The sequence below is a fragment of the Trabulsiella guamensis ATCC 49490 genome, assembly GCF_000734965.1.
Lineage (GTDB): Bacteria > Pseudomonadota > Gammaproteobacteria > Enterobacterales > Enterobacteriaceae > Trabulsiella > Trabulsiella guamensis.
This window is the reverse complement of record NZ_JMTB01000078.1, coordinates 1-23,881: the sequence shown is the minus strand read 5'-3', so window position 1 is coordinate 23,881 and position 23,881 is coordinate 1. Positions and strand designations below refer to the sequence as shown.

At 54.4% G+C, this 23,881-nt stretch carries 25 protein-coding genes and 1 other RNA gene; 15 read left to right on the top strand and 11 right to left on the bottom strand.

Translation table 11 applies throughout. The annotated features are described in order from the left end of the window. Positions 1-87 precede the first annotated feature (87 nt). Positions 88-2,367, top strand: a complete 2,280-nt coding sequence (gene maeB / locus GTGU_RS11455; RefSeq protein WP_038156944.1) for an NADP-dependent oxaloacetate-decarboxylating malate dehydrogenase — start codon at positions 88-90, stop codon at positions 2,365-2,367. A 9-nt stretch (positions 2,368-2,376) separates the two neighbouring features. Here maeB and hemF read toward each other — a convergent pair whose 3' ends face one another. Together hemF and amiA are read right to left on the bottom strand one after the other, a co-directional pair. After that, positions 2,377-3,276 (bottom strand): oxygen-dependent coproporphyrinogen oxidase, encoded by a 900-nt coding sequence (hemF, locus tag GTGU_RS11450; RefSeq protein ID WP_038156942.1) that lies wholly within the window; start codon positions 3,274-3,276, stop codon positions 2,377-2,379. Further along, positions 3,276-4,148, bottom strand: coding sequence for an N-acetylmuramoyl-L-alanine amidase AmiA (gene amiA, locus GTGU_RS11445; RefSeq protein WP_038156940.1), 873 nt, complete (start codon positions 4,146-4,148; stop codon positions 3,276-3,278). Before amiA ends, hemF begins: the two co-directional genes overlap by 1 nt. Positions 4,149-4,362: 214 nt before the next feature. On the opposite strand from amiA, the gene GTGU_RS11440 reads away from it, so the two are divergent. From GTGU_RS11440 to GTGU_RS11425, 4 genes are all read left to right on the top strand, one after another. Then, a complete protein-coding gene (locus GTGU_RS11440; protein ID WP_038156938.1) occupies positions 4,363-4,788 on the top strand; it encodes a GNAT family acetyltransferase in 426 nt (141 codons plus the stop codon). Beyond that, positions 4,775-5,227, top strand: a complete 453-nt coding sequence (locus tag GTGU_RS11435) for a DUF2919 domain-containing protein (protein ID WP_038156936.1) — start codon at positions 4,775-4,777, stop codon at positions 5,225-5,227. Before GTGU_RS11440 ends, GTGU_RS11435 begins: the two co-directional genes overlap by 14 nt. A gap of 48 nt (positions 5,228-5,275) precedes the next feature. Next, positions 5,276-5,851: an RpoE-regulated lipoprotein gene (locus tag GTGU_RS11430; RefSeq protein ID WP_038156934.1), complete on the top strand. Its 576-nt coding sequence runs from the start codon at positions 5,276-5,278 to the stop codon at positions 5,849-5,851. A gap of 93 nt (positions 5,852-5,944) precedes the next feature. Next, positions 5,945-6,844 (top strand): Dyp-type peroxidase, encoded by a 900-nt coding sequence (locus GTGU_RS11425; protein ID WP_038156933.1) that lies wholly within the window; start codon positions 5,945-5,947, stop codon positions 6,842-6,844. Positions 6,845-6,880: 36 nt separating this feature from the next. On the opposite strand, the gene nudI is transcribed toward GTGU_RS11425, so the two are convergent. Then, positions 6,881-7,306, bottom strand: a complete 426-nt coding sequence (nudI, locus tag GTGU_RS11420) for a nucleoside triphosphatase NudI (protein ID WP_038156931.1) — start codon at positions 7,304-7,306, stop codon at positions 6,881-6,883. 63 nt (positions 7,307-7,369) lie between these two features. Between nudI and GTGU_RS11415 the strand changes: the two genes are divergently transcribed. The 7 genes from GTGU_RS11415 to pdxK all read left to right on the top strand — a co-directional run bounded on the left by GTGU_RS11415 (position 7,370) and on the right by pdxK (position 13,715). Continuing rightward, a complete protein-coding gene (locus tag GTGU_RS11415) occupies positions 7,370-7,909 on the top strand; it encodes an alpha/beta fold hydrolase (RefSeq protein ID WP_038156929.1) in 540 nt (179 codons plus the stop codon). A 125-nt stretch (positions 7,910-8,034) separates the two neighbouring features. Continuing rightward, on the top strand, positions 8,035-9,054 hold the full coding sequence (locus tag GTGU_RS11410; protein WP_038156927.1) for a sulfate ABC transporter substrate-binding protein: 1,020 nt from the start codon (positions 8,035-8,037) through the stop codon (positions 9,052-9,054). Next, a complete protein-coding gene (gene cysT, locus GTGU_RS11405) occupies positions 9,054-9,887 on the top strand; it encodes a sulfate/thiosulfate ABC transporter permease CysT (RefSeq protein WP_038156924.1) in 834 nt (277 codons plus the stop codon). The genes GTGU_RS11410 and cysT overlap by 1 nt, the downstream gene beginning before the upstream one ends. Then, positions 9,887-10,762, top strand: coding sequence for a sulfate/thiosulfate ABC transporter permease CysW (gene cysW, locus GTGU_RS11400; protein ID WP_038156921.1), 876 nt, complete (start codon positions 9,887-9,889; stop codon positions 10,760-10,762). The genes cysT and cysW overlap by 1 nt, the downstream gene beginning before the upstream one ends. Then, complete coding sequence (gene cysA, locus GTGU_RS11395; protein ID WP_038156919.1) at positions 10,752-11,846, top strand: sulfate/thiosulfate ABC transporter ATP-binding protein CysA; 1,095 nt, start codon at positions 10,752-10,754, stop codon at positions 11,844-11,846. The genes cysW and cysA overlap by 11 nt, the downstream gene beginning before the upstream one ends. A 113-nt stretch (positions 11,847-11,959) precedes the next feature. Then, entirely contained in the window at positions 11,960-12,871 is a 912-nt protein-coding gene (gene cysM / locus GTGU_RS11390) for a cysteine synthase CysM (protein WP_038156917.1), read from the top strand. 4 nt (positions 12,872-12,875) lie between these two features. Next, the gene (gene pdxK / locus GTGU_RS11385) at positions 12,876-13,715 is read left to right on the top strand and encodes a pyridoxine/pyridoxal/pyridoxamine kinase (protein WP_038156914.1); all 840 of its coding nucleotides are present in this window, start codon (positions 12,876-12,878) and stop codon (positions 13,713-13,715) included. Positions 13,716-13,770: 55 nt separating this feature from the next. On the opposite strand, the gene crr is transcribed toward pdxK, so the two are convergent. From crr to cysZ, 5 genes are all read right to left on the bottom strand, one after another. Further along, a complete protein-coding gene (gene crr, locus GTGU_RS11380; RefSeq protein WP_000522253.1) occupies positions 13,771-14,280 on the bottom strand; it encodes a PTS glucose transporter subunit IIA in 510 nt (169 codons plus the stop codon). A gap of 40 nt (positions 14,281-14,320) precedes the next feature. Then, a complete protein-coding gene (gene ptsI / locus GTGU_RS11375) occupies positions 14,321-16,048 on the bottom strand; it encodes a phosphoenolpyruvate-protein phosphotransferase PtsI (RefSeq protein WP_038156909.1) in 1,728 nt (575 codons plus the stop codon). Positions 16,049-16,093: 45 nt separating this feature from the next. Further along, positions 16,094-16,351, bottom strand: a complete 258-nt coding sequence (gene ptsH, locus GTGU_RS11370; RefSeq protein WP_038156906.1) for a phosphocarrier protein Hpr — start codon at positions 16,349-16,351, stop codon at positions 16,094-16,096. A 377-nt stretch (positions 16,352-16,728) separates the two neighbouring features. Beyond that, positions 16,729-17,700: a cysteine synthase A gene (gene cysK, locus GTGU_RS11365; RefSeq protein ID WP_038156904.1), complete on the bottom strand. Its 972-nt coding sequence runs from the start codon at positions 17,698-17,700 to the stop codon at positions 16,729-16,731. A gap of 153 nt (positions 17,701-17,853) precedes the next feature. Continuing rightward, on the bottom strand, positions 17,854-18,615 hold the full coding sequence (gene cysZ, locus GTGU_RS11360; protein WP_038156901.1) for a sulfate transporter CysZ: 762 nt from the start codon (positions 18,613-18,615) through the stop codon (positions 17,854-17,856). A gap of 230 nt (positions 18,616-18,845) precedes the next feature. Between cysZ and zipA the strand changes: the two genes are divergently transcribed. From zipA to GTGU_RS11345, 3 genes are all read left to right on the top strand, one after another. Then, a complete protein-coding gene (gene zipA, locus GTGU_RS11355; RefSeq protein WP_038156898.1) occupies positions 18,846-19,841 on the top strand; it encodes a cell division protein ZipA in 996 nt (331 codons plus the stop codon). Positions 19,842-19,909: 68 nt separating this feature from the next. Continuing rightward, entirely contained in the window at positions 19,910-21,925 is a 2,016-nt protein-coding gene (ligA, locus tag GTGU_RS11350; RefSeq protein ID WP_038156896.1) for an NAD-dependent DNA ligase LigA, read from the top strand. Position 21,926: 1 nt separating this feature from the next. After that, the gene (locus tag GTGU_RS11345) at positions 21,927-22,145 is read left to right on the top strand and encodes a DUF3820 family protein (protein WP_038156894.1); all 219 of its coding nucleotides are present in this window, start codon (positions 21,927-21,929) and stop codon (positions 22,143-22,145) included. On the opposite strand, the gene GTGU_RS11340 is transcribed toward GTGU_RS11345, so the two are convergent. The 3 genes from GTGU_RS11340 to GTGU_RS24610 all read right to left on the bottom strand — a co-directional run bounded on the left by GTGU_RS11340 (position 22,142) and on the right by GTGU_RS24610 (position 23,854). Further along, positions 22,142-23,128 (bottom strand): bile acid:sodium symporter family protein, encoded by a 987-nt coding sequence (locus tag GTGU_RS11340; protein WP_038156892.1) that lies wholly within the window; start codon positions 23,126-23,128, stop codon positions 22,142-22,144. The genes GTGU_RS11345 and GTGU_RS11340 overlap by 4 nt on opposite strands. A 150-nt stretch (positions 23,129-23,278) precedes the next feature. Continuing rightward, a complete protein-coding gene (locus GTGU_RS11335) occupies positions 23,279-23,614 on the bottom strand; it encodes a FlxA-like family protein (protein WP_038156890.1) in 336 nt (111 codons plus the stop codon). A gap of 114 nt (positions 23,615-23,728) precedes the next feature. After that, a non-coding RNA gene (locus GTGU_RS24610) (RtT sRNA) lies at positions 23,729-23,854 on the bottom strand. Positions 23,855-23,881 lie beyond the last annotated feature (27 nt).

Below are 23,881 nucleotides of genomic sequence, written 5' to 3'. Positions count from 1 at the left end.
TCCGGCAGGAGAGATACTCGGGCGTCAGTTGAGGAGACGAAACAGCGCATTTCTAACCAAGAAAACGATACGTGAAAGGAAAATCTAATGGATGACCAGTTGAAACAAAGTGCCCTTGATTTCCACGAGTTTCCGGTTCCGGGGAAAATTCAGGTCTCGCCGACCAAACCCCTCGCCACGCAGCGCGATCTGGCGCTGGCTTATTCGCCGGGTGTGGCGGCACCGTGTCTGGAAATCGAAAAAGATCCGCTGAAGGCCTACAAATATACAGCGCGCGGCAATCTTGTTGCGGTCGTGTCCAACGGCACGGCCGTCCTGGGACTCGGTAACATCGGTGCGCTCGCGGGCAAGCCGGTCATGGAAGGAAAGGGTGTCCTGTTCAAGAAATTTGCCGGTATCGACGTCTTCGATATCGAAGTTGATGAGCTGGATCCTGACAAGTTTATTAACGTTGTTGCCGCCCTCGAACCGACCTTCGGCGGGATTAACCTCGAAGATATCAAAGCGCCAGAATGTTTTTACATCGAGCAGAAGCTGCGCGAGCGCATGAATATTCCGGTGTTCCATGACGATCAGCACGGGACCGCGATCATCAGCACCGCCGCCATTCTTAATGGCCTGCGCGTGATTGAGAAAAAAATCTCCGACGTTCGTATGGTCGTGTCCGGCGCAGGCGCGGCGGCGATCGCCTGTATGAACCTGCTGGTAGCGCTCGGCATGCAGAAACACAACATTGTGGTCTGCGACTCCAAAGGCGTGATCTACAAAAACCGCGAACCGAATATGGCTGAAACCAAAGCGGCTTACGCGGTGGAAGATAACGGCAAGCGTACGCTGGACGACGTTATCGAAAACGCCGATATTTTCCTCGGCTGCTCAGGCCCGCGCGTGCTGACACCGGAAATGGTCAAGAAGATGGCCCGTGCGCCGCTGATTCTGGCGCTGGCAAACCCGGAGCCGGAAATCCTGCCGCATCTGGCGAAAGAAGTCCGTCCTGACGCCATTATCTGCACCGGTCGTTCTGACTATCCGAACCAGGTCAACAACGTGCTGTGCTTCCCGTTCATCTTCCGCGGCGCGCTGGACGTTGGCGCAACGGCGATCAACGAAGAGATGAAGCTGGCGGCGGTACATGCTATCGCCGATCTGGCTCATGCTGAGCAGAGCGAAGTCGTGGCGTCAGCGTATGCCGATCAGGATCTGAGCTTCGGCCCGGAATATCTGATCCCGAAACCGTTCGACCCGCGCCTGATTGTCAAAATCGCACCGGCGGTGGCGAAAGCGGCGATGGATTCCGGCGTGGCAACACGTCCGATTGAGGACTTCGACGTTTATATCGATAAGCTCAGTGAGTTCGTCTACAAAACTAACCTGTTCATGAAGCCGATTTTCTCGCTGGCGCGTAAAGATCCGAAGCGTGTGGTGCTGGCAGAAGGGGAAGACAGTCGCGTGCTGCATGCCACGCAGGAACTGATTACCCTTGGTCTGGCGAAACCGATTCTGATCGGCCGTCCGAGTGTCATCGAGATGCGCATCCAGAAACTCGGTTTGCAGATCAAACCGGGCGTTGATTTTGAGATTGTTAACAACGAGTCTGATCCGCGCTTCAAAGAGTACTGGAGCGAGTATTACCAGCTCATGAAGCGCCGCGGCGTTTCGCAGGAACAGGCGCAGCGAGTGGTTATCAGCAACACCACGGTGATCGGCGCGTTAATGGTCCTGCGTGGCGAAGCTGATGCGCTGATCTGCGGAACCATCGGGGAGTATCACGAGCATTTCAGCGTGATCCAACAGCTGTTTGGCTATCGTGATGGTATCCATACCGCAGGTGCGATGAACGCGCTGCTGCTGCCAAGCGGTAACACCTTCATTGCGGATACCTACGTCAACGACGATCCGACGCCGGAACAACTGGCGGAAATCGCGCTGATGGCAGCGGAAACCGTACGTCGCTTTGGTATTGAGCCGCGTGTGGCGCTGTTGTCGCACTCGAATTTCGGTACCTCAGATTGCCCGGCATCGCTGAAAATGCGTAAAACGCTGGCGCTGGTTCGTGAACGCGCGCCGGATCTGATGATCGACGGTGAAATGCATGGCGATGCGGCGCTGGTGGAGAGCATCCGCAACGAACGTATGCCGGACAGTCCCCTGAAAGGCTCAGCCAATATTCTGGTGATGCCAAACATGGAAGCGGCGCGTATCAGTTATAACCTGTTACGCGTCTCCAGTTCAGAAGGGGTGACCGTCGGGCCGGTACTCATGGGCGTGTCGAAACCGGTGCATGTGCTGACGCCGATTGCCTCGGTTCGCCGTATCGTGAATATGGTGGCGCTGGCGGTGGTTGAAGCGCAGACCCAGCCGCTGTAATTCGCGGCGTCAGATCCAGTCGCGAACTTGCAGAAACTCGCTTAAGGCAGCCTCCGGGCTGCCTTTTTCCGGCTCATAGTTATACTCCCAGCGCACCAGCGGCGGCATCGACATTAAAATCGATTCCGTGCGGCCACCGGTCTGTAGTCCGAACAATGTGCCACGGTCCCACACCAGATTAAATTCAACATAGCGCCCACGGCGGTAGAGCTGAAACTCGCGCTCACGCTCGCCAAAAGGCATCATTTTGCGCCGTTCAACGATGGGTAGATAGGCGTCAGTAAATCCGTTACCCACCGCCTGCATAAATGCGAAGCAGTGATCGAAATCCGGCGTGTTGAGATCGTCAAAAAACAGCCCGCCGATACCACGTTGTTCATTGCGATGCTTCAGCCAGAAATAGTCATCACACCATTTTTTGTAGCGCGGATAGACCTCATCGCCAAACGGCAGGCACAGATCGCGGGCGGTAGTGTGCCAGTGAACGGCGTCTTCGTTGAAACCGTAAAACGGGGTCAGATCGAACCCGCCGCCGAACCACCAGACCGGATCGGCACCCGGTTTCTCGGCGATAAAAAAGCGCACGTTGGCGTGGCTGGTGGGGACGTACGGATTATGCGGATGTATAACCAGCGACACGCCCATCGCTTCAAAGCTGCGCCCCACAAGCTCAGGACGATGCGCGGTGGCGGAAGCGGGCATCGCGTCGCCGTGAACATGAGAGAAATTAACGCCAGCCTGTTCGAACACGCCGCCGTTACGCAACACGCGGCTACGCCCGCCGCCGCCTGCCGCGCGCTGCCAGAGGTCTTCTGTAAATCCGCTGCCGTCTGTGGCTGAAAGCTGCTGACAGAGCGTGTCCTGCAACGTCAGCAGAACGGTTTTAACCTGTTGGGCGTCTGGTTTCATTATCGTCTCTTCACATGGGCTTTCTGGTTATCAAACCAGTGAAAATAGCTGATGATGCCTGACGCGATGGCATTGGCAATTTTCTGGCGAAACGCCGTGGTGCCCAGTAACTTTTCTTCATTCGGATTGGTGATGAACGAGGTTTCTACCAGCACTGACGGCACAGAGGGGGATTTCAGCACCACAAAGGCCGCCTGCTCCGTGTTGCGGCTGTGCAACCGGTGTACTGGCTTAATCTTCTTCAGTATATGCGAGCCGAGCGTCAGGCTGTTTTTAATCGTATCGGTTTGCACCAGATCGAACAGCACTTGCTGCAACAGGTGATCCTTATCAAGCGCTTTTTTGCCCGCCAGCTGGTCAACGGCGTTCTCACGCTCGGAAAGGTATTTCGCCATTGCGCTACTGGCGCCACGGTTGGAAAGGGCGAAAACCGACGCTCCGGCGGCGCTGGGGTTGGTGAAGCCATCGGCATGAATCGACATAAACAGATCCGCGCCGTGCTTATGCGCGATCTCAACGCGATCGTAGAGCGGGATGAACGTGTCGCCGGTACGCGTTAAGCGGGCGTCAATGCCATTTTTGAGCAGGATGGAACGCACGTTTTTGGCAATCGCCAGTACGACATGCTTCTCTTTTGATCCATTATGCCCGATAGCGCCGGTATCAATGCCGCCGTGACCGGGATCAAGCATGACAACGCGCTTTGCACCGGCTTTTTTGGTGGCGGGTTTACTGTGACTGTTGCTGGTTTTCAGTGGCGCTTCTTTTGCGGCGACGGCGTTGGCGATCCCTGATAACGTTAATGCGGCCAGCCCGGCTTTCAGCACCTGGCGGCGCGAAGCGAGTGTTTTTAAAGGTTTAAAAGTGCTCATGCTGCCTGAGTTGTGAAAATTACAGTCCTGATGTTATATCGTATCGCGTTTTCCGTTACGACTGTTCATAATAAGAATTGTTTTACTTTTCATTTCAATACGTGACAAACGGCCTATTATGCCATTTTTTTACGCGGCTGGCGCTGGATATTGGCTGTTTAAGCTGTTCGCGCCATAATCACAGTTTTTAGACCATAAAAGGGCAGGTAAAACCATGGAGATACGGGTTTTTCGCCAGGAAGATTTCGAAGAGGTCATCACCCTGTGGGAGCGCTGCGATCTCCTGCGTCCGTGGAACGATCCTGAAATGGATATCGAACGTAAAGTGAATCACGACGTCAGCCTGTTTCTGGTCGCCGAGGTAAACGGCGAAGTGGTGGGCAGTATTATGGGCGGCTATGACGGTCATCGTGGTTCGGCCTACTATCTCGGCGTGCACCCGGAATACCGTGGTCGCGGTATCGCCAACGCGTTGCTGAATCGCCTTGAGAAAAAACTCATTGCCCGCGGTTGCCCGAAAATTCAGATCATGGTCCGCGACGATAACGACATGGTGCTGGGAATGTATGAACGTCTCGGGTACGAACACGGCGACGTGGAGGTTCTGGGCAAGCGCCTGATTGAAGATGAAGAGTATTGATTTTCTGCCCTCCGATTACGACAGCCACGGTCGTCTGCGGCTGCCGGTGTTGTTCTTGGGCATTCTGCTTCTCCAGGCGCGCACCTGGGTGCTGTTCGTGATGGCCGGGGCGTCGCGCCAGCAGGGCGATACCCTGCTGAACCTGTTCTATCCTGACCATAACAATTTCTGGCTGGGGCTTCTGCCCGGCATTCCTGCGGTGATCGCCTTTCTGCTTAGCGGTCGCCGCCATCAGTTTCCACGAGTATGGCAGGGGATTCGCTGGCTGTTGATTATCGCGCAACTGGCGCTGCTGCTCTGGCAACCGCTGCTGTGGTGGCAGGGTGACGCGTTGTCCGGCATTGGCCTGACACTGGTGATCCTCGATGGTTTTGCGCTGTGGTGGCTGCTTTCCAGTCATCGTTTACGCGCCTGTTTTGCGGCTAACGGCACTTTTTAACGTTTACGGACTCCAACAGACGTTGAACTGACAAGAAAGGATTTGTGAATGAAATCATTACGTTTACTGCTCTGTGTATTTCCCCTGGCGCTGACCGGTTGTTCCACGCTTGGTTCCGTGAACTGGTCGGCAGCTTACCCGTGGAACTGGTTCGGTTCTTCAACGGTCGTGACGGAGCAGGGCGTTGGGAAACTGACGGCGGCGACGCCGCTGGATGAAAACGCCGTCAGCGAGGCGCTGGATGGCGATTACCGCGTACGTAGCGGCATGAAAACCGCCAACGGCGGCATCGTGCGTTATTTCGAAGCGCTGAATGATGACAAGCTGGCGCTGGTGATCAATGGCGACTCCGGCACTGTCAGCCGCATCGACGTCCTTGACAGCAACATCGCGTCGGCAGAAGGCGTCATGGTCGGCACCTCATTTGGCGATGTATTTGATAAAGCCTACGGCAACTGCCAAAAAGCGACCGGCGACGACAGCGCGGGCGTCGAATGTAAAGCCAAAGGTAGTCTGCATATCAGCTACCTCTTTAATGGCGAGTGGAGCGGCCCGGAAGAATTAATGCCGCCTGACGACACGCTGAAAAACTGGAAAGTCAGTAAAATAATCTGGCGTCGCTAAATTGATCTGATCGATCCGCTTAACCGGTAAAAACGGGTACAATAGCCGCCAACAATGCCACTCTGTCGTGGCATCTTTATTTCAGGAGGAGCGATGTCTCAGGTTCAGAGCGGCATTTTGCCGGAACATTGCCGCGCGGCGATTTGGATTGAAGCCAACGTAAAAGGGGATGTCAACGCCCTGCGCGAAAGCAGCAAACGGTTTGCAGATCAACTGGCGACCTTTCAGGCCAAATTTCCAGATGCACATCTCGGCGCGGTTGTCGCGTTTGGTCATGATACCTGGCGTACGCTCAGTGGCGGCGTTGGTGCAGAAGAGCTGAAAGATTTCATCCCTTACGGCAAAGGGCTGGCACCGGCGACGCAATATGACCTGCTGATCCACATCCTTTCCCTGCGTCATGATGTGAACTTCTCCGTTGCGCAGGCCGCTGTCGCGGCGTTTGGCGACGCCATCGACGTAAAAGAAGAAATCCACGGTTTCCGTTGGGTGGAAGAGCGTGATCTGAGCGGTTTTGTCGACGGAACGGAAAACCCGGCAGGCGAAGAGACGCGCCGTGACGTGGCCGTCATAAAAGATGGCATTGATGCGGGTGGCAGCTACGTGTTTGTTCAGCGCTGGGAGCATAACCTCAACCAGCTCAATCGCATGAGTCTTCATGATCAGGAAATGATGATTGGCCGTACTAAAGAAGCCAATGAAGAGATTGACGGCGATGACCGCCCGGTGACGTCGCACCTGACCCGTGTGGATCTCAAAGAAGATGGCAAAGGGCTGAAAATTGTTCGTCAGAGCCTGCCATATGGCACCGCCAGCGGTACGCATGGCCTGTACTTCTGCGCCTACTGCGCGCGCCTGTATAACATCGAACAGCAACTGTTGAGCATGTTTGGCGACACCGACGGCAAGCGCGATGCGATGCTGCGTTTCACCAGACCGGTGACGGGCGGCTACTATTTCGCTCCGTCGTTAGACCGGCTGCTGGCGTTGTAAATCAGTAAAGGGTTGCCGGTCTGGCAGCCCTTTTTGTCATAGCCATCCTTTATCCTGAAACGTCTGTCGTGTGGCGACATTAAGATCGTAGTGACCCAGCGCTTCCGGTTTCACCCACGCAATCGCCTGAAATTCTTCATTGAATGTCACCTCTCGATTGCTGCTGACGCAGTCAAACATCAGATACACCATGTAGACTTCTTCTTTCGTGCCGTCGGCGTAAGTTTTGATTCGCACGTCATCACGGAAAGTCCACGGTGTGATGTGGGTAATCTCCAGCGCGTCGCCCAGCTCTTCGCGGATCTCGCGGCGCAGCGCTTCTTCTATTGTCTCGCCCGGTTCCGTCCCTCCGCCTGACAGCGCCCACTGACCGGGAAACACACCGCGATTAGCCGCCATCTGGCACAGCAAATACTCACCGTTATTTTCGATAATCGGACAAACAATAATTCGTTGGCGCATACTTTCCTCGTATGTCATCTTGTTGAGTTATCTCTTGTTATACCACCAGGCAGGATACAAATAATGGATTCTTTCTTTTCTCCGACCGCAAAATGTCGTGTTCGCTGGCAGGATCTCCCCGGTAGCGGCGTTCCGCTGATTTTTGTTCATGGTCTGGGTTGTGCCTCGTCATGCGAATACCCTCGTGTGGTGGTGGACAAGGCATTTGGCGGCAAACGGGCTATCCTGCTTGATTTGCCGGGGTGCGGGTACAGTGAAAAACCGCGGGATTACAGTTATTCAATTTCTGAGCAGGCCATCGTGGTGGCTGAACTGGTGGCGCAGGATGACAGCCCCTGGGCCGGAAGTCTGGCGGTCGATGCTCCCTGGGCGGTATGGCGCGGTGCGGCGAGCCTCGTAGCGGGCAACGACTGGTTCACCCGCTTTGTCGATTTGCCAAAACCAAAACAGCTGATTTTCGGCGAACATTCTCTTCCGGATGATGATTTTTCGCGCCTTGACGCACTCGGCATCCCCACGGTGGTATTGCCGGGCTGCGGGCATTTGATGTCATGGGAAAACCCGACAGCGCTTGCAGCGGCGCTGACTGCGTTTTGTAATTAAAATTTAAGGTCCTTATTCTCTTTTCAACTTCTAAATCACCAAACGGTATATAAAACCGTTACAGCTTTAACCCTGGTTATAAATATGATGATCATAGAGTCGTCACATTTCGATAAGGGTGCGCAATGGTCGTTGTTAAATCACTGAAAAAAGGATATCTGGCGCTGGGCGCGTTGGTGCTGATGGCAGCACAGGCGCAGGCGACGGAGTTGCTCAACAGCTCCTACGATGTTTCACGCGAGCTGTTTGCGGCCCTCAACCCGCCGTTTGAACAGCAATGGGCGAAAGACAATGGTGGCGACAAGCTGACTATCAAACAATCCCATGCCGGTTCTTCGAAGCAGGCGCTGGCGATTCTGCAGGGCTTAAAAGCAGACGTTGTAACTTATAACCAGGTTACCGATGTGCAGATCCTGCACGATAAAGGCAAGCTGATCCCGGCTGACTGGCAGACCCGTTTGCCGAACAACAGCTCGCCGTTTTACTCCACCATGGCGTTCCTGGTCCGCAAAGGCAACCCGAAGAACATCCATGACTGGAACGATCTGGTCCGCCCGGACGTGAAGCTGATTTTCCCGAACCCGAAAACCTCCGGGAATGCGCGTTATACGTATCTGGCCGCGTGGGGCGCGGCGAATAAAGCGGACGGCGGCGATAACGCCAAAACCGAACAGTTCATGACCCAGTTTCTGAAAAACGTAGAAGTGTTTGATACCGGCGGACGTGGCGCGACCACTACGTTCGTTGAGCGTGGGCTGGGCGATGTGCTGATCACTTTCGAGTCAGAAGTGAACAACATCCGTAAGCAGTATGAAGCGCAGGGCTTCGAGGTCGTGGTGCCGAAAGTGAATATTCTGGCCGAGTTCCCGGTGGCATGGGTGGATAAAAACGTCAAAGCCAACGGTACTGAGAAAGCGGCGAAAGCGTATCTGAACTGGCTCTACAGTCCGCAGGCGCAGACTATCATCACCGACTATTACTACCGCGTGAACAACCCGGAGGTAATGAGCAAACTGAAAGATAAATTCCCGCAGACCGAGTTGTTCCGCGTGGAAGACCAGTTTGGTGCCTGGCCTGAGGTGATGAAAACCCATTTTGCCAGCGGCGGCGAGCTGGACAAGCTGCTGGCGGCGGGGCGTAAGTAATGTTTGCAGTCTCTTCCCGGCGTGTGTTGCCGGGCTTTACCTTAAGCCTCGGCACCAGTCTGCTGTATGTCTGCCTGATCCTGCTGTTGCCGCTGAGCGCACTGGCGATGCAACTGGCGCAGATGAGCTGGGCGCAGTACTGGGAGGTCATCAGCAACCCGCAGGTGGTCGCGGCCTATAAGGTCACGTTGCTGTCGGCGTTTGTCGCTTCGCTGTTTAATGGTGTGTTTGGTCTGCTGATGGCATGGATTTTAACCCGTTATCGCTTCCCGGGGCGTACGCTGCTGGATGCGCTGATGGATCTGCCGTTTGCACTTCCGACAGCTGTGGCGGGTCTGACGCTGGCCTCGCTGTTCTCTGTTAACGGTTTTTACGGCGAATGGCTGGCGAAATTTGATATCAAAGTGACCTACACCTGGCTCGGTATTGCGGTAGCGATGGCCTTTACCAGCATTCCCTTTGTGGTGCGTACCGTCCAGCCGGTGCTGGAAGAGCTGGGCCCAGAATACGAAGAAGCGGCAGAAACGCTGGGCGCCACGCGTCTGCAGAGTTTTCGCAAAGTGGTGTTGCCGGAGCTTTCACCGGCGTTGCTGGCGGGTGTGGCGCTGTCATTTACCCGCAGCCTCGGCGAGTTTGGTGCGGTGATTTTTATTGCCGGGAATATCGCATGGAAGACAGAAGTCACCTCGCTGATGATTTTTGTCCGTTTACAGGAGTTTGACTATCCGGCGGCGAGCGCGATTGCGTCGGTGATCCTCGGTGCCTCGCTGCTGCTGCTGTTTTCCATCAACACCCTGCAAAGTCGTTTTGGTCAACGCGTGGTAGGTCACTAATGGCGGAAGTTACGCAATTGAAACGCTATGACACTCCCCGCATCAACTGGGGAAAATGGTTCCTGATTGGTACCGGCGTGCTGGTTTCGGCCTTCATTCTGCTGGTGCCGATGATCTATATCTTCGTGCAGGCGTTCAGCAAAGGGCTGATGCCGGTGCTGCAGAATCTGGCTGATCCGGACATGCTGCATGCCATCTGGCTGACAGTGCTGATCGCACTGATTACCGTACCGGTCAACCTGGTGTTTGGCACGCTGCTCGCCTGGCTGGTAACACGCTTTAACTTTCCGGGCCGCCAGTTGCTGCTGACACTGCTGGATATTCCGTTTGCTGTGTCGCCAGTGGTGGCGGGGCTGATCTACCTGCTGTTTTACGGCTCCAATGGCCCGCTGGGCGGCTGGCTCGACGAACATAATCTGCAAATCATGTTTGCCTGGCCGGGCATGGCGCTGGCGACCATTTTCGTCACTTGTCCGTTTGTGGTACGCGAGCTGGTGCCGGTAATGCTGAGCCAGGGCAGTAATGAAGACGAAGCGGCTGTGTTGCTGGGCGCGTCCGGCTGGCAAATGTTCCGCCGCGTGACGCTGCCGAACATCCGCTGGGCGCTGCTGTATGGCGTGGTGCTGACCAATGCGCGCGCCATCGGCGAGTTTGGTGCGGTGTCGGTGGTTTCCGGCTCGATTCGCGGTGAAACGCTGTCGCTGCCACTACAGATTGAGCTTCTTGAGCAGGACTACAATACCGTTGGCTCGTTTACCGCCGCGGCCCTGCTGACATTGATGGCTATTTTGACCCTGTTTTTGAAGAGTATGTTGCAGTGGCGCCTGGAAAATCAGGAAAAGCGCGCGCAACAGGAGAAACATCATGAGCATTGAGATTGCCAGCATTAAAAAATCGTTTGGTCGCACCCAGGTGCTGAATGATATCTCCCTCGATATTCCGTCGGGTCAGATGGTGGCGCTGCTCGGGCCATCTGGTTCCGGCAAAACAACACTGCTGCGCATTATTGCCGGTCTGGAACACCAGACCAGCGGGCATATCCGTTTTCATGGCACGGATGTGAGCCGCCTGCATGCCCGTGATCGTAAAGTGGGGTTTGTTTTCCAGCATTACGCACTGTTCCGTCACATGACGGTATTCGACAATATCGCATTCGGTCTGACGGTACTGCCGCGTCGCGAACGCCCGAATGCGGCGACGATCAAAGCCAAAGTGAGCAAACTGCTGGAAATGGTGCAACTGTCACATCTGGCAGATCGTTATCCGGCCCAGCTTTCCGGCGGGCAAAAGCAGCGTGTGGCGCTGGCCCGCGCGCTGGCAGTGGAGCCACAAATCCTGCTGCTCGACGAGCCTTTTGGCGCGCTGGATGCACAGGTACGTAAAGAGTTGCGGCGCTGGCTGCGTCAGTTGCACGAAGAGCTGAAATTCACGAGTGTATTCGTAACCCACGATCAGGAAGAGGCGCTGGAAGTGGCTAACCAGGTTGTGGTAATGAGCCAGGGGAATATCGAACAGGTTGACGTGCCGGATCAGGTCTGGCGCGAACCGGCGACCCGTTTTGTACTGGAGTTTATGGGTGAGGTCAATCGCCTGAAAGGCATCGTGCGCGGCGGGCAGTTCCACGTCGGCGCGCACCGCTGGCCGCTGGGTTATACGCCCGCGTATCAGGGGCCGGTGGATCTGTTCCTGCGTCCCTGGGAGATCGACATCAGCCGCCGAACGAATCTCGATTCGCCGCTGCCGGTTCATGTGCTGGAAGCCAGTCCAAAAGGGCATTACATCCAGCTGGTGGTGCAGCCGCTCGGCTGGTATCCGGATCCGTTGACGGTGGTGATGCAGGACGATGAGGTCCCGCAGCGCGGTGATCGCCTGTTCGTCGGTCTGCAAAATGCCCGTTTGTATAACGGCAATGAACGTATCGAAAATCGCGCGGATCTTGCTCTGGCTGAATCTGCCTGATAGGTTAGGTCTACGTGGTTTTGCCGGGTGGCGCTGCGCTTACCCGGCCTGCAATATGATCTCTGTAGGCCCGGTAAGCGAAGCGCTACCGGGCTTTTTATTGGATAGCACTTTTGAATACATTAGAACACACCATCGGCAATACTCCGCTGGTCAGATTGCAGCGAATGGGGCCGGACAACGGCAGCGAAATTTGGGTCAAACTGGAGGGCAACAATCCGGCCGGATCAGTAAAGGACCGCGCTGCGTTGTCGATGATCGTTGAAGCGGAAAAACGCGGCGAGATTAAGCCCGGCGACGTGCTGATCGAAGCGACCAGCGGGAATACTGGCATTGCGCTGGCTATGATTGCCGCCCTGAAAGGCTACCGCATGAAGCTGCTGATGCCGGACAACATGAGTCAGGAACGTCGTGCCGCAATGCGCGCCTACGGCGCCGAGCTGATTCTGGTATCTAAAGAGCAGGGCATGGAAGGCGCCCGCGATCTGGCGCAGGCGATGGCCGAACGCGGTGAAGGCAGGCTGCTCGATCAGTTCAACAACCCTGATAATCCTTACGCGCATTACACCACCACCGGGCCGGAAATCTGGCAGCAGACGCAGGGGCGGATCAGCCATTTTGTTTCCAGCATGGGCACCACCGGCACCATTACCGGCGTCTCACGTTTTCTGCGCGAGCAAGAAAAACCGGTCACGATCGTTGGCCTGCAACCGGAAGAGGGGAGCAGCATTCCGGGTATCCGTCGCTGGCCACAAGCTTACATGCCAGGCATTTTCAATGCCGCACTTGTGGACCAGGTACTGGATATTCACCAGCAGGAAGCAGAAAATACCATGCGCGAGCTGGCGGTACGCGAAGGGATCTTCTGCGGCGTCAGTTCAGGCGGCGCGGTCGCCGGGGGGCTGAGAGTAGCGACAGCACATCCCGGTGCGGTGGTAGTAGCGATTATTTGCGATCGTGGCGATCGCTACCTTTCCACCGGCGTATTCGGAGAAGAAAGCTACAGCCAGGGGGCAGGTATTTAGACTCATGGAAATGATTTTATTTCGCGACAAGACCCGCGCACAGCAGGCAGATATCGTCGCCGTGCAGTCTCAGGTGGTTTATGGCAGTGTCGGTAACAGCGTCGCCGTACCGAACATTAAGTTGCATCAGTTGAATGTGCTGGCGGTGCCGACGGTGCTGTTCAGCAATACGCCGCATTACGATACGTTTTATGGCGGCGTGATCCCGGATGAGTGGTTCAGTGGCTATCTGGCGGCGCTGGACGAGCGCGATGCGTTACGTCATCTGCAGGCGGTCACGACCGGTTATATGGGCACCGCCAGCCAGATAGCGATTCTGGCGAAGTGGCTGGCAGCGCAGCGGGAGAAACACCCGCATCTGTTGATTATGGTCGACCCGGTGATTGGCGATACCGACAGCGGGATTTACGTTAAACCTGAATTGCCGGACGCCTATCGCCAGTTGCTATTGCCACTGGCGCAAGGCATTACGCCAAACGTGTTTGAACTGGAAGTGTTAACCGGTAAGTCGTGCCGGGATCTCGATTCCGCGATTGCGGCAGCCAAAGGGCTGTTGTCTGACACGCTGAAATGGGTTGCCATCACCAGTGCGCCAGTCAATGATGGCAGTGATCGCGTCCATGTGGTGATGGTATCAGCCAGTGGCGTTGCGATGAGTCATTACCCGCGCGTGGCAGCTGAACTGAAAGGTACGGGCGATCTATTTTGTTCGGAACTGGTGAGTAACATCGTACAGGGCAAACCGCTGGCAGAAGCCGTACAGGCCGCGGGCGACAGAGTGGTGGATGTGATGCGCTACACGCTCGAAAAAGGCTACGACGAGTTGATTTTACCGGCTCTCTGAAACGAAAATGGCGCCCGGAGGCGCCATTTTTATTGCTGTGCAGCAAGAGAATAACTTATTTCTTGATGCGGATAACCGGCGTTTCGCCCACGGTTACGCTACCGGACAGTTTGATCAGTTCTTTGATCTCGTCCATGTTAGAGATCACAACCGGCGTCAGGGTTGATTTGGCTTTTTCTTCCAGTAACGGCAGATCGAATTCGATAACCGGATCACCAACTTTCACGCGCTGACCTTCTTCAGCAATACGTTTAAAGCCTTCGCCTTTCAGTTCAACGGTGTCGATACCGAAGTGGACGAACAGCTCAATGCCGCTATCAGATTCAATAGAAAACGCATGGTTGGTTTCAAAAATTTTGCCGATGGTGCCGTCTACAGGCGCAACCATCTTGTTGCCAGTTGGTTTGATAGCAATGCCATCACCAACGATTTTCTCAGCAAAAACAACATCCGGCACATCTTCGATGTTGACGATTTCGCCAGAGAGCGGTGCAACAATCTCAATGGTTCCGGTGTCTTTCTTGTCATCAGAAACCAGAGATTTCAGTTTATCGAACAAACCCATGATCTTCTCCTAAGCAGTAAATTGGGCCGCATCTCGTGGATTAGCAGATTGTTTTTTCTTCAATGAACTTGTTAACCAGCGTCATTAACTCGTCCGTTGTCGGTTGAGCAAGAGCCTGCTCTGCTAACACCTTCGCATCTTCGAAGTTCGTGTTCCGAATAATCTTCTTAATGCGCGGGATGGAAATGGCGCTCATAGAGAATTCGTCCAGACCCATACCCAGCAACAGAAGTGTAGCACGTTCGTCGCCTGCAAGCTCACCACACATGCCGGTCCACTTACCTTCTGCATGAGAAGCATCAATAACTTGCTTGATCAAGTTCAGTACGGACGGTGACATCGGCTGGTAGAGATGTGAAATCATATCATTACCACGGTCAACTGCCAGAGTGTACTGTGTTAAATCATTGGTACCAATACTAAAGAAGTCAACTTCTTTGGCCAGATGGCGCGCAATGGTCGCCGCAGCCGGTGTTTCCACCATTACGCCGATCTCAATGCTTTCGTCAAAGGCTTTGCCTTCATCGCGCAGTTCCTGCTTGTAAATCTCAATCTCTTTCTTCAGTGCGCGCACTTCTTCAACAGAGATGATCATCGGGAACATAATGCGCAGTTTTCCGAAAGCGGACGCGCGAAGAATAGCGCGAACCTGGTCACGCAGGATCTCTTTACGATCCATGGCGATACGCACAGCGCGCCAGCCCAGGAAGGGGTTCTCTTCTTTCGGGAAATTCATGTACGGCAGTTCTTTATCACCGCCGATGTCCATGGTGCGGACGATCACGGCCTGAGAGCCACAGGCTTCAGCTACCGCTTTGTAGGCCGCAAACTGCTCTTCTTCCGTCGGCAGCGCGTCACGGTCCATGAACAGGAATTCAGTACGATACAGACCAACACCTTCTGCGCCGTTGCGCTCTGCACCTTCGACGTCACGCACAGTACCGATGTTGGCGCAGACTTCCACCTGGTGACCGTCCAGCGTAATGGCCGGCAGATCTTTCAGTTTCGCCAGTTCGGCTTTTTCAGTCGCAACCTGTTCCTGAACGGCACGCAGTTTTTCGATTTCGTCGTTGGTTGGGTTGACGTAAACCTTGTTGTTTACGGCATCCAGAATCAGATAATCGTCGTTTTTCACCTGAGCGGTGACGCTGCCAGTACCTACGATGGCAGGCAGTTCCAGAGAACGCGCCATGATAGAGGTATGAGAGGTGCGACCACCGGCGTCAGTGATGAAACCCAGCACCTTTTTCAGGTTAAGCTGTGCGGTTTCAGATGGGGTCAGGTCAGCAGCAACCAGGATGACTTCATCCTGAATCGCGCTCAGGTCGATGATAGCCAGACCGAGAATATTGCGCAGCAGACGTTTACCGATATCACGTACGTCAGCCGCACGTTCTTTAAGGTATTCGTCATCAAGTTCTTCCAGCGCAGTGGCCTGACCTTCAATAACTTCATGAGCCGCTGCGTCAGCAGTCATGTGTTTATCTTTAATCAGGGCTATGATTTCCTGCTCCAGCTCCTCATCTTCGAGCAGCATGATATGCCCTTCGAAGATGGCTTCTTTTTCTTCACCGAAAGTCTCACCAGCTTTTGTCTTGATCGCTTCCAGTTGCGCAGATGCCTTAGCACGCCCGTTAAGAAAACGCTCAACTTCCTGGTCAGCCTTATCGGCAGAAATCTTTTTCCGGTCAATGACGATTTCGTCTTCTTTCAGCAGAAGTGCTTTGCCGAAAGCGATACCCGGGGATGCTAAAATGCCTGAAATCATAACCCTACCTTTACTTGTGACTGATATTTAAAAGAACTCCAGAACTTACTCGAGTTCCGCCATCAGTTTTACCAGATGCTGTACAGCTTTTTGCTCATCATCACCTTCTGCGGCGATAGTAACAACAGTGCCCTGGGTCAGACCCAGAGTTTGTAGTTTGAACAGGCTTTTTGCGCTGGCGCTTTTGCCGTTGGAGGTCACAGTGATCTCAGAGGTGAAGCCTTTCGCTTCTTTAACAAACTGAGCAGCAGGGCGGGTGTGCAGACCGTTCGGAGCGGTAATAGTAACTTCTTGCTGGAACATTATATTTCCCCAACTTATAGGTTTAGTGTTGTGGAACTAAAGTCTAGCCTGGCGGCTGGACTTTAGCCTGTATAGTTAGCGCCGGCGTTTATGATCGCGACTCAGACATTATACGCAATCCTGACGGGCACTTCTGGCCACTGACGTTTAGCTCGTCATTAAACATTATGCCGCGAAAGCAAGACTTGAACCAAATCATAAAATCGATTCAGCATGCGGAAAAGGTGTAATGAATAATTTCGCGCTTCAAAATAAATGTGATGGTTAAATACCAGACCCGACGAGGTGAAGCAATGGCAGGGGGGGTGAAAATTTGAAGTACACCACAAAAAAGCACCCGGTTGGGTGCTTTTTTACGCAATATCCTCAACCTGGCATCACTGTTGCAGTTCTTTCTCAGTGAAGAGATCGGCGAACAGTGCGGTGCTCAGATAGCGCTCACCCGACGACGGTAGGATAACCACAATATTCTTGTTGGTAAAGGTTTCATCTTCCTGAAGCTTCAGCGCCGCAGCAACGGCTGCTCCGGAGGAGATCCCCGCCAGAATTCCTTCTTCTTCCATCAGAAGACGCGCCGTAGAAATAGCCTCTTCGTTGGTGATGGGAACCACTTTGTCGATAAGCTTCAGATCAAGGTTGCCCGGTATGAAGCCTGCGCCAATACCCTGGATTTTATGCGGGCCGGGTTTGATTTCTTCACCCGCCAGCGCCTGCGCGATGACTGGTGAGTCAGCCGGTTCAACCGCCACGGTGATGAGGTCAGTTTTGCCTTTGGTGCCTTTGATGTAGCGGGTGACGCCGGTCAGCGTACCACCGGTACCCACGCCCGAGATAAACACATCAACCTGGCCGTCAGTGTCTTCCCAGATTTCCGGGCCGGTGGTTTTCTCGTGAATTTCCGGGTTAGCCGGGTTGCTGAACTGCTGCAGCAGCAGGTATTTTTCCGGATCGCTGGCAACAATTTCCTCTGCTTTCTGAATAGCGCCTTTCATCCCTTTCGCGCCCTCCGTCAACACCAGATTGGCACCCAGCGCTTTCAGCAGCTTGCGGCGTTCAATACTCATGGTTTCCGGCATGGTCAGCGTCAGCTTGTAACCACGAGCGGCGGCAACATAGGCCAGCGCAATCCCGGTGTTACCGCTTGTCGGCTCAACCAGCTCAACGCCAGGCTTAAGTACGCCACGCTTTTCGGCATCCCAAATCATATTGGCACCGATACGGCATTTGACGCTGAAGCTTGGGTTACGGGATTCTACCTTTGCGAGAATGCGTCCGTTACCGATTCGGTTCAGTCGAACCAGCGGCGTATGACCGATTGTCAGCGAATTATCTTCAAAAATCTTGCTCATAGCCCGTCCTTAACTGTTTGAAATTGGGAACCGCCCTCAGCATACCTGCTCAGGGAATATGCGGAAGTACGGATTTCGCATATCTATATGCTGATGTGAAATAAAGATGATCGGTATGGAATAAGGGTGGCATAAGCCACCCGTTTTTTCAGATTATTTCCACGTCGCGTGTTTGTCGCGGTAGCAGTCGACCCACATGGCAGTGGCGCCGCAGATTGCGACCGGCAGGATCACCAGATTAAGCACCGGGATCATGGTGAACAGGCTGGTCAGCGCGCCAAACTGCATGTTGATGGATTTGCGGGTGCGCAGCGATTCGCGCATGGTGGCGAAAGGCACTTTATGGTTATCGAACGGATAGTCGCAATACTGAATTGCCATCATCCAGGCGCTGAACAGGAACCACAGCACTGGCGCCACGGTCTGACCGATACCAGGAATGAAGTAGAGGATCAGCAGCACCACAGCACGCGGCAGATACCACGCCAGCTTCTGCCATTCGCGTTTCAGAATGCGCGGAATATCTTTCATGATGCCGAAGATGCCGACATCGGGCGGCGTCGCGCCGGTCAGTCTTGCTTCAAGCTGTTCGGCCAGCAGGCCGCTGAAAGGGGCGGCAATCCAGTTGGCAAGCGTCGAGAAGAAATAGCCGAACACCAGCAACACGGAAATGATGGCGACAGGCCACAGCAGATAGCTCAGCCACTGCAGCCAGTCAGGGACACGGCTCATCAGCGAGGGGATCCAGTTGTCGAGTTGCGTAAACAGCCACCAGAATGCGCTTCCCATCAGCACAATATTGACCAGCAACGGCAGGATCACGAAACGGCGAATACCCGGTAAACGGATCAGTTTCCAGCCCTGGGAAAAGTAATAGACACCGCTACGCGGGGCAGTTGCAGAAGATGAAACCATGATCAGGTGATGCTCCTTTTATAACAGCCTGATGAAATGCCCATCTATCTTATCGGGTTGTCTGTGAATAACCAGTTCAGAAATGTTCGAAAAAGCAGCAAAAAGCACGATTTAGTTCATCTTTATGGGGTGAAATCCACCCACACACTTGCACTTGAGGTCAACGGCAAATACTCTTAGTGAGTAAATGTTTGCCGTGGTGGCAAGGTGTTAGAACAACAGAGAATATAATGATGCAGGATTTGCGTCTGATATTAATCATAGTTGGCGCGATCGCCATACTTGCACTGCTGGTTCACGGTTTCTGGACCAGTCGCAAAGAACGTTCTTCCATGTTCCGCGATCGCCCGCTGAAGCGCATGAAGTCGCAGCGTGATGACGACGATGAGTCTGACGATGACGGCTTTGATGACGAAGGTGTGGGTGAAGTACGTGTTCACCGGGTGACCCCTGCCCAGAATGCACCTCGCGGGGAGCAAGATGCCTCTCGCCAGTCACCGCAACACCAGTACCAGCCGCCTTATGAGCGTCAGGTTCAGCAGCCGATTCGCCAGGAGCCTCCGGCGCATCAGCCAACGCAATCACCCTCTGCCGCGCGTTCTCAACCGCAGTCTGTTCAGCAGCCGCATGTGCAACAACCGCATCAGCCTGCGCAGCAGCAACTGCAGTTTGAGCCTGTTGCTCCACCGCCGCCACAGCCCGCACAGCAGCAACCAGAACCAGCGCCGGTTGAACCCGAGCAGCCAGCGCCTGCGCCTGAACCTCAGGTAGCGGAAGCCGCGCCTGCGCCTGAGAAAAAAGAGCGCAAAGAAGCTGTGATCGTGATGAACGTCGCGGCGCATCAGGGCTCGCAGATCAACGGCGAATTGCTACTTAACAGTATTCAACAGGCCGGCTTTAAATTTGGCGACATGAATATTTTCCATCGTCATCTCAGCCCGGATGGTAGCGGCCCGGCACTCTTCAGCCTGGCGAACATGGTCAAACCGGGGACATTTGATCCGGAAAGCATGGTCGATATGGCAACGCCGGGGATCACCATATTTATGCAGGTGCCGTCTTATGGCGACGAACTGCAAAACTTTAAATTGATGCTGCAATCCGCACAGTACATTGCGGACGAAGTCGGTGGTGTGGTGCTGGATGATCAGCGCCGGATGATGACCCCGCAAAAACTGCGCGAGTATCAGGATCGCATTCGCGAAGTCAGAGACGCCAACGCCTGATCGCTGGTGTGTCGCAATATCTCCTGAACCCCCGCCTGTCGGGGGTTTTTTATCATTGATGGTGTGATATGGACTCTATTGAACAACAACTAACAGAACTGCGAACCACGCTTCGCCATCATGAATATCTCTATCACGTGATGGATGCCCCGGAAATCCCGGATGCAGAATATGACCGCCTGATGCGCGAATTGCGCGAACTGGAAGCTCAGCATCCTGAGCTAATCACCCCCGATTCCCCCACGCAGCGTGTTGGTGCCGCGCCACTAACGTCCTTCAGCCAGATCCGCCATGAAATTCCCATGCTGTCGCTGGATAACGTATTTGATGAAGAGAGCTTTCTCGCCTTCAACAAACGCGTACAGGATCGCCTGAAAAGCACTGACGCATTGACCTACTGCTGTGAACTGAAACTGGACGGGCTGGCAGTAAGCATTTTGTATGAAAACGGCGTGCTGATGCAGGCGGCAACGCGTGGCGATGGCACAACCGGTGAGGACATCACCACTAATGTGCGGACTATCCGCGCTATTCCGCTTAAGCTTCGCGGCGATAATATCCCCTCACGCCTTGAAGTGCGCGGCGAAGTATTTCTGCCGCAGGCCGGGTTCGAGAAGATCAACGAAGAGGCCCGCCGTACTGGCGGCAAGGTATTTGCTAACCCGCGTAATGCTGCGGCAGGCTCTCTGCGCCAGCTCGACCCGCGCATTACAGCGAAGCGACCGCTCACTTTCTTTTGCTACGGCATTGGCATCCTGGAAGGGGGCGAATTGCCGGATACCCATCTGGGCCGTTTGCTGCAGTTTAAAGAATGGGGATTGCCGGTCAGCGACCGGGTAACGTTGTGTGATTCCCCCGAGGCTGTGCTGGCGTTTTACCATAAAGTGGAAGCGGACAGGCCCACGCTTGGGTTTGATATCGACGGTGTGGTGATTAAAGTCAACTCGCTGGCGCTGCAGGAACAGCTGGGCTTTGTGGCGCGCGCGCCACGCTGGGCGGTGGCCTTTAAATTCCCGGCGCAGGAGCAGATGACTGTCGTGCGGGATGTCGAATTTCAGGTCGGGCGCACTGGCGCCATTACCCCCGTGGCGCGCCTTGAGCCGGTGCAGGTGGCGGGCGTGCTGGTCAGCAACGCGACCCTGCATAATGCGGATGAAATCGAGCGTCTGGGGCTGCGGATTGGCGATCGGGTAGTGATCCGTCGCGCCGGTGATGTTATCCCGCAGGTGGTCAACGTTATCCTTTCAGAGCGCCCTGAGGATACTCGTCCTGTAGAATTCCCGACCCACTGTCCGGTGTGTGGTTCTGATGTGGAGCGCGTTGAAGGTGAAGCGGTAACGCGTTGCACTGGTGGATTGATCTGCGGCGCTCAGCGCAAAGAGTCGTTGAAGCATTTTGTTTCACGCCGGGCGATGGATGTCGATGGCATGGGCGATAAAATCATCGACCAACTGGTGGAAAAAGAGTATGTCCATACGCCGGCAGATTTGTTCAAACTGACGGCGGGTGTGCTGACAGGTCTGGATCGCATGGGGCCGAAGTCGGCACAAAACGTGGTGGATGCGCTGGAAAAGGCGAAAGAAACCACCTTTGCCCGTTTCCTGTATGCGCTTGGCATCCGCGAAGTGGGTGAGGCGACAGCAGCCGGGTTAGCCGCGCATTTCGGCACTATTGAGGCACTGGCGGCGGCATCGATTGAAGAACTGCAAAAAGTGCAGGATGTCGGCATTGTGGTTGCCACGCATGTTTTCAACTTCTTTGCCGAAGAGAGCAACCGCGACGTCATTCAGCAGCTTCGCGATCAGGGCGTGCACTGGCCTGCGCCGGTGGTTATTAACGCCGAAGAGATAGACAGCCCGTTTGCCGGGAAAACCATCGTGCTGACCGGCAGCCTGAGCCAGCTCTCTCGTGATGAGGCGAAAGCGCGACTCACTGAGCTGGGCGCAAAAGTGGCGGGCAGCGTGTCGAAGAAAACCGATCTGGTAATTGCCGGTGAAGCAGCGGGTTCTAAACTTGCCAAAGCGCAGGAACTGGGGATTGAGGTCATCGACGAAGCCGAAATGCTGCGGCTGCTGGGGGCGTAATGTGGACCGCGAACAACTTGTCGAGATAGCCAACACAGAAATGCCGTTCGGCAAATACAAAGGCCGCAGATTGATTGATTTGCCGGAAGAATATCTGCTGTGGTTTGCCCGTAAGGATGAGTTTCCGGCCGGGCATCTTGGTCAGTTGATGGAGTTTACACTGCTTATCAAAACTGAAGGGCTGACACATCTGGTTCAGCCCCTGAAAAAGCCGCGTTAAGCGCTGGCCTGTTTCTGCTGTAGTTTTTCGGTGGTGCGTTTGTAACGACGCGCCAGCACAGCGCAGACCATCAACTGGATCTGATGGAAGATCATCAGCGGCAGCACCATCATCCCAATCATCGATGTCGGGAAGAGAATATTGGCCATCGGGATGCCGTTGGCCAGGCTCTTTTTCGAACCGCAAAAAACAATCGTGATTTCGTCTGCTTTGCTGAAGCCGAATTTGCGCGCCACCACCACGTTGACCACAATAACCAGCGCCAGCAATACCAGGCTGACGACCACGATAAACAGCAGCGAACCCATACCGACTTTATGCCAGATACCATTCACCACCGCTTCGCTAAAGGCGGAGTAAACGACAAACAGAATCGACGTTTGATCGGTTTTGGCAATCCACTTTTTATTCCGGTTGACCCACTCGCCAATCCACGGGCGAGACAGGTGACCGAGTACGAAGGGCAGCAGCAGTTGCAGCATGATTTTACCGACCTGCTCCAGGCTGCCTTCCGCGCCATGAATGTTCATCACCAGCCCAACCAGCAATGGCGACAGGAATATCCCTAACAGGCTAGACGCGGACGCGGAACAAACGGCCGCCGCGACGTTACCCCCTGCCAGCGAGGTAAAAGCAATCGCAGACTGCACCGTCGCGGGCAGGATACACAGATACAAAAACCCGGTATACAACGCCGGATCGACATCCACCGGCGCCCATTTCGCAAACAGCACCCCTAAGACAGGAAACAGCACAAACGTGCTGCACATTACCCACAGATGCAGCCGCCAGTGACTTCCCCCGGCAATAATGGCAGCCCGTGACAGCTTTGCCCCGTGCATAAAGAACAACAGGGCGATAGCCGCCGTCGTCAGACCTTCGAAAAAGGGAACAAAACTGCCCTGAGCGGGGAAAAATGAAGCCAGCAGGACGGTGACAATCAATGTGAGCGTAAAGGGATCCAGAATACGAAACAGTTTCATAAACACTCCTCAAATTCGATAACACTATTGTGCGTTGTCTGGTTTGAGAAATAAAACGGTATTCTTGTCTTCTTCATGCCAGGAGAGCAGGGGAGGCAGAGGGCGAGCAGGTAAAAAGGGTGTCGACTGCTCGCATTGATAGCGGCGGTATCAGATGTAAATATCGATCTGATACTGACTGGCTGCGCTAGTACCGCCAGTGGCTTTGACCTCTTGAGACTGCTGTTTTTGCTGCGCTTCCTCGGCCTGCTTACGTTGTAACTGGGCAAGCTGCGCCTGCAGCACTTTGATTTGCGCCTGAATCAGCTCCTGCTGTTTTTTCTTCTCTTCGACACTGGCACTGGAGTTAGGGATATCTTTCAGCTGCTGTGTCAGCTCGCTAATCTTTTTCATGATGCGCGAGATTTGCGCTGCCGTATCGTCACCCTGCGGCGCGCTCGGCGTACTGCTTTGTATTGATGGTGTTGAAGTCAGAATGGTCGTCATAGCAAACTCCTTTTCTCGCCCTAAAATGGCAATATCGGCAGTTTGTTCAGGAACTTGAAGGATTTGTTGTTATTGGAGATAGCAAAAAGGCGCCTTTAGGGCGCCTTTTTACATTGGTGGGTCGTGCAGGATGACTCGCTTCGCTCGCCCTTCGGATCGTCGCCGCTGGCGGCTCCGTTGTCTCACTACGTTCGACCCGAACCTGCGGCAGGTTCGAATCGTTGAGATTGCAGACAGCAAAAAGGCGCCTTTAGGGCGCCTTTTTAC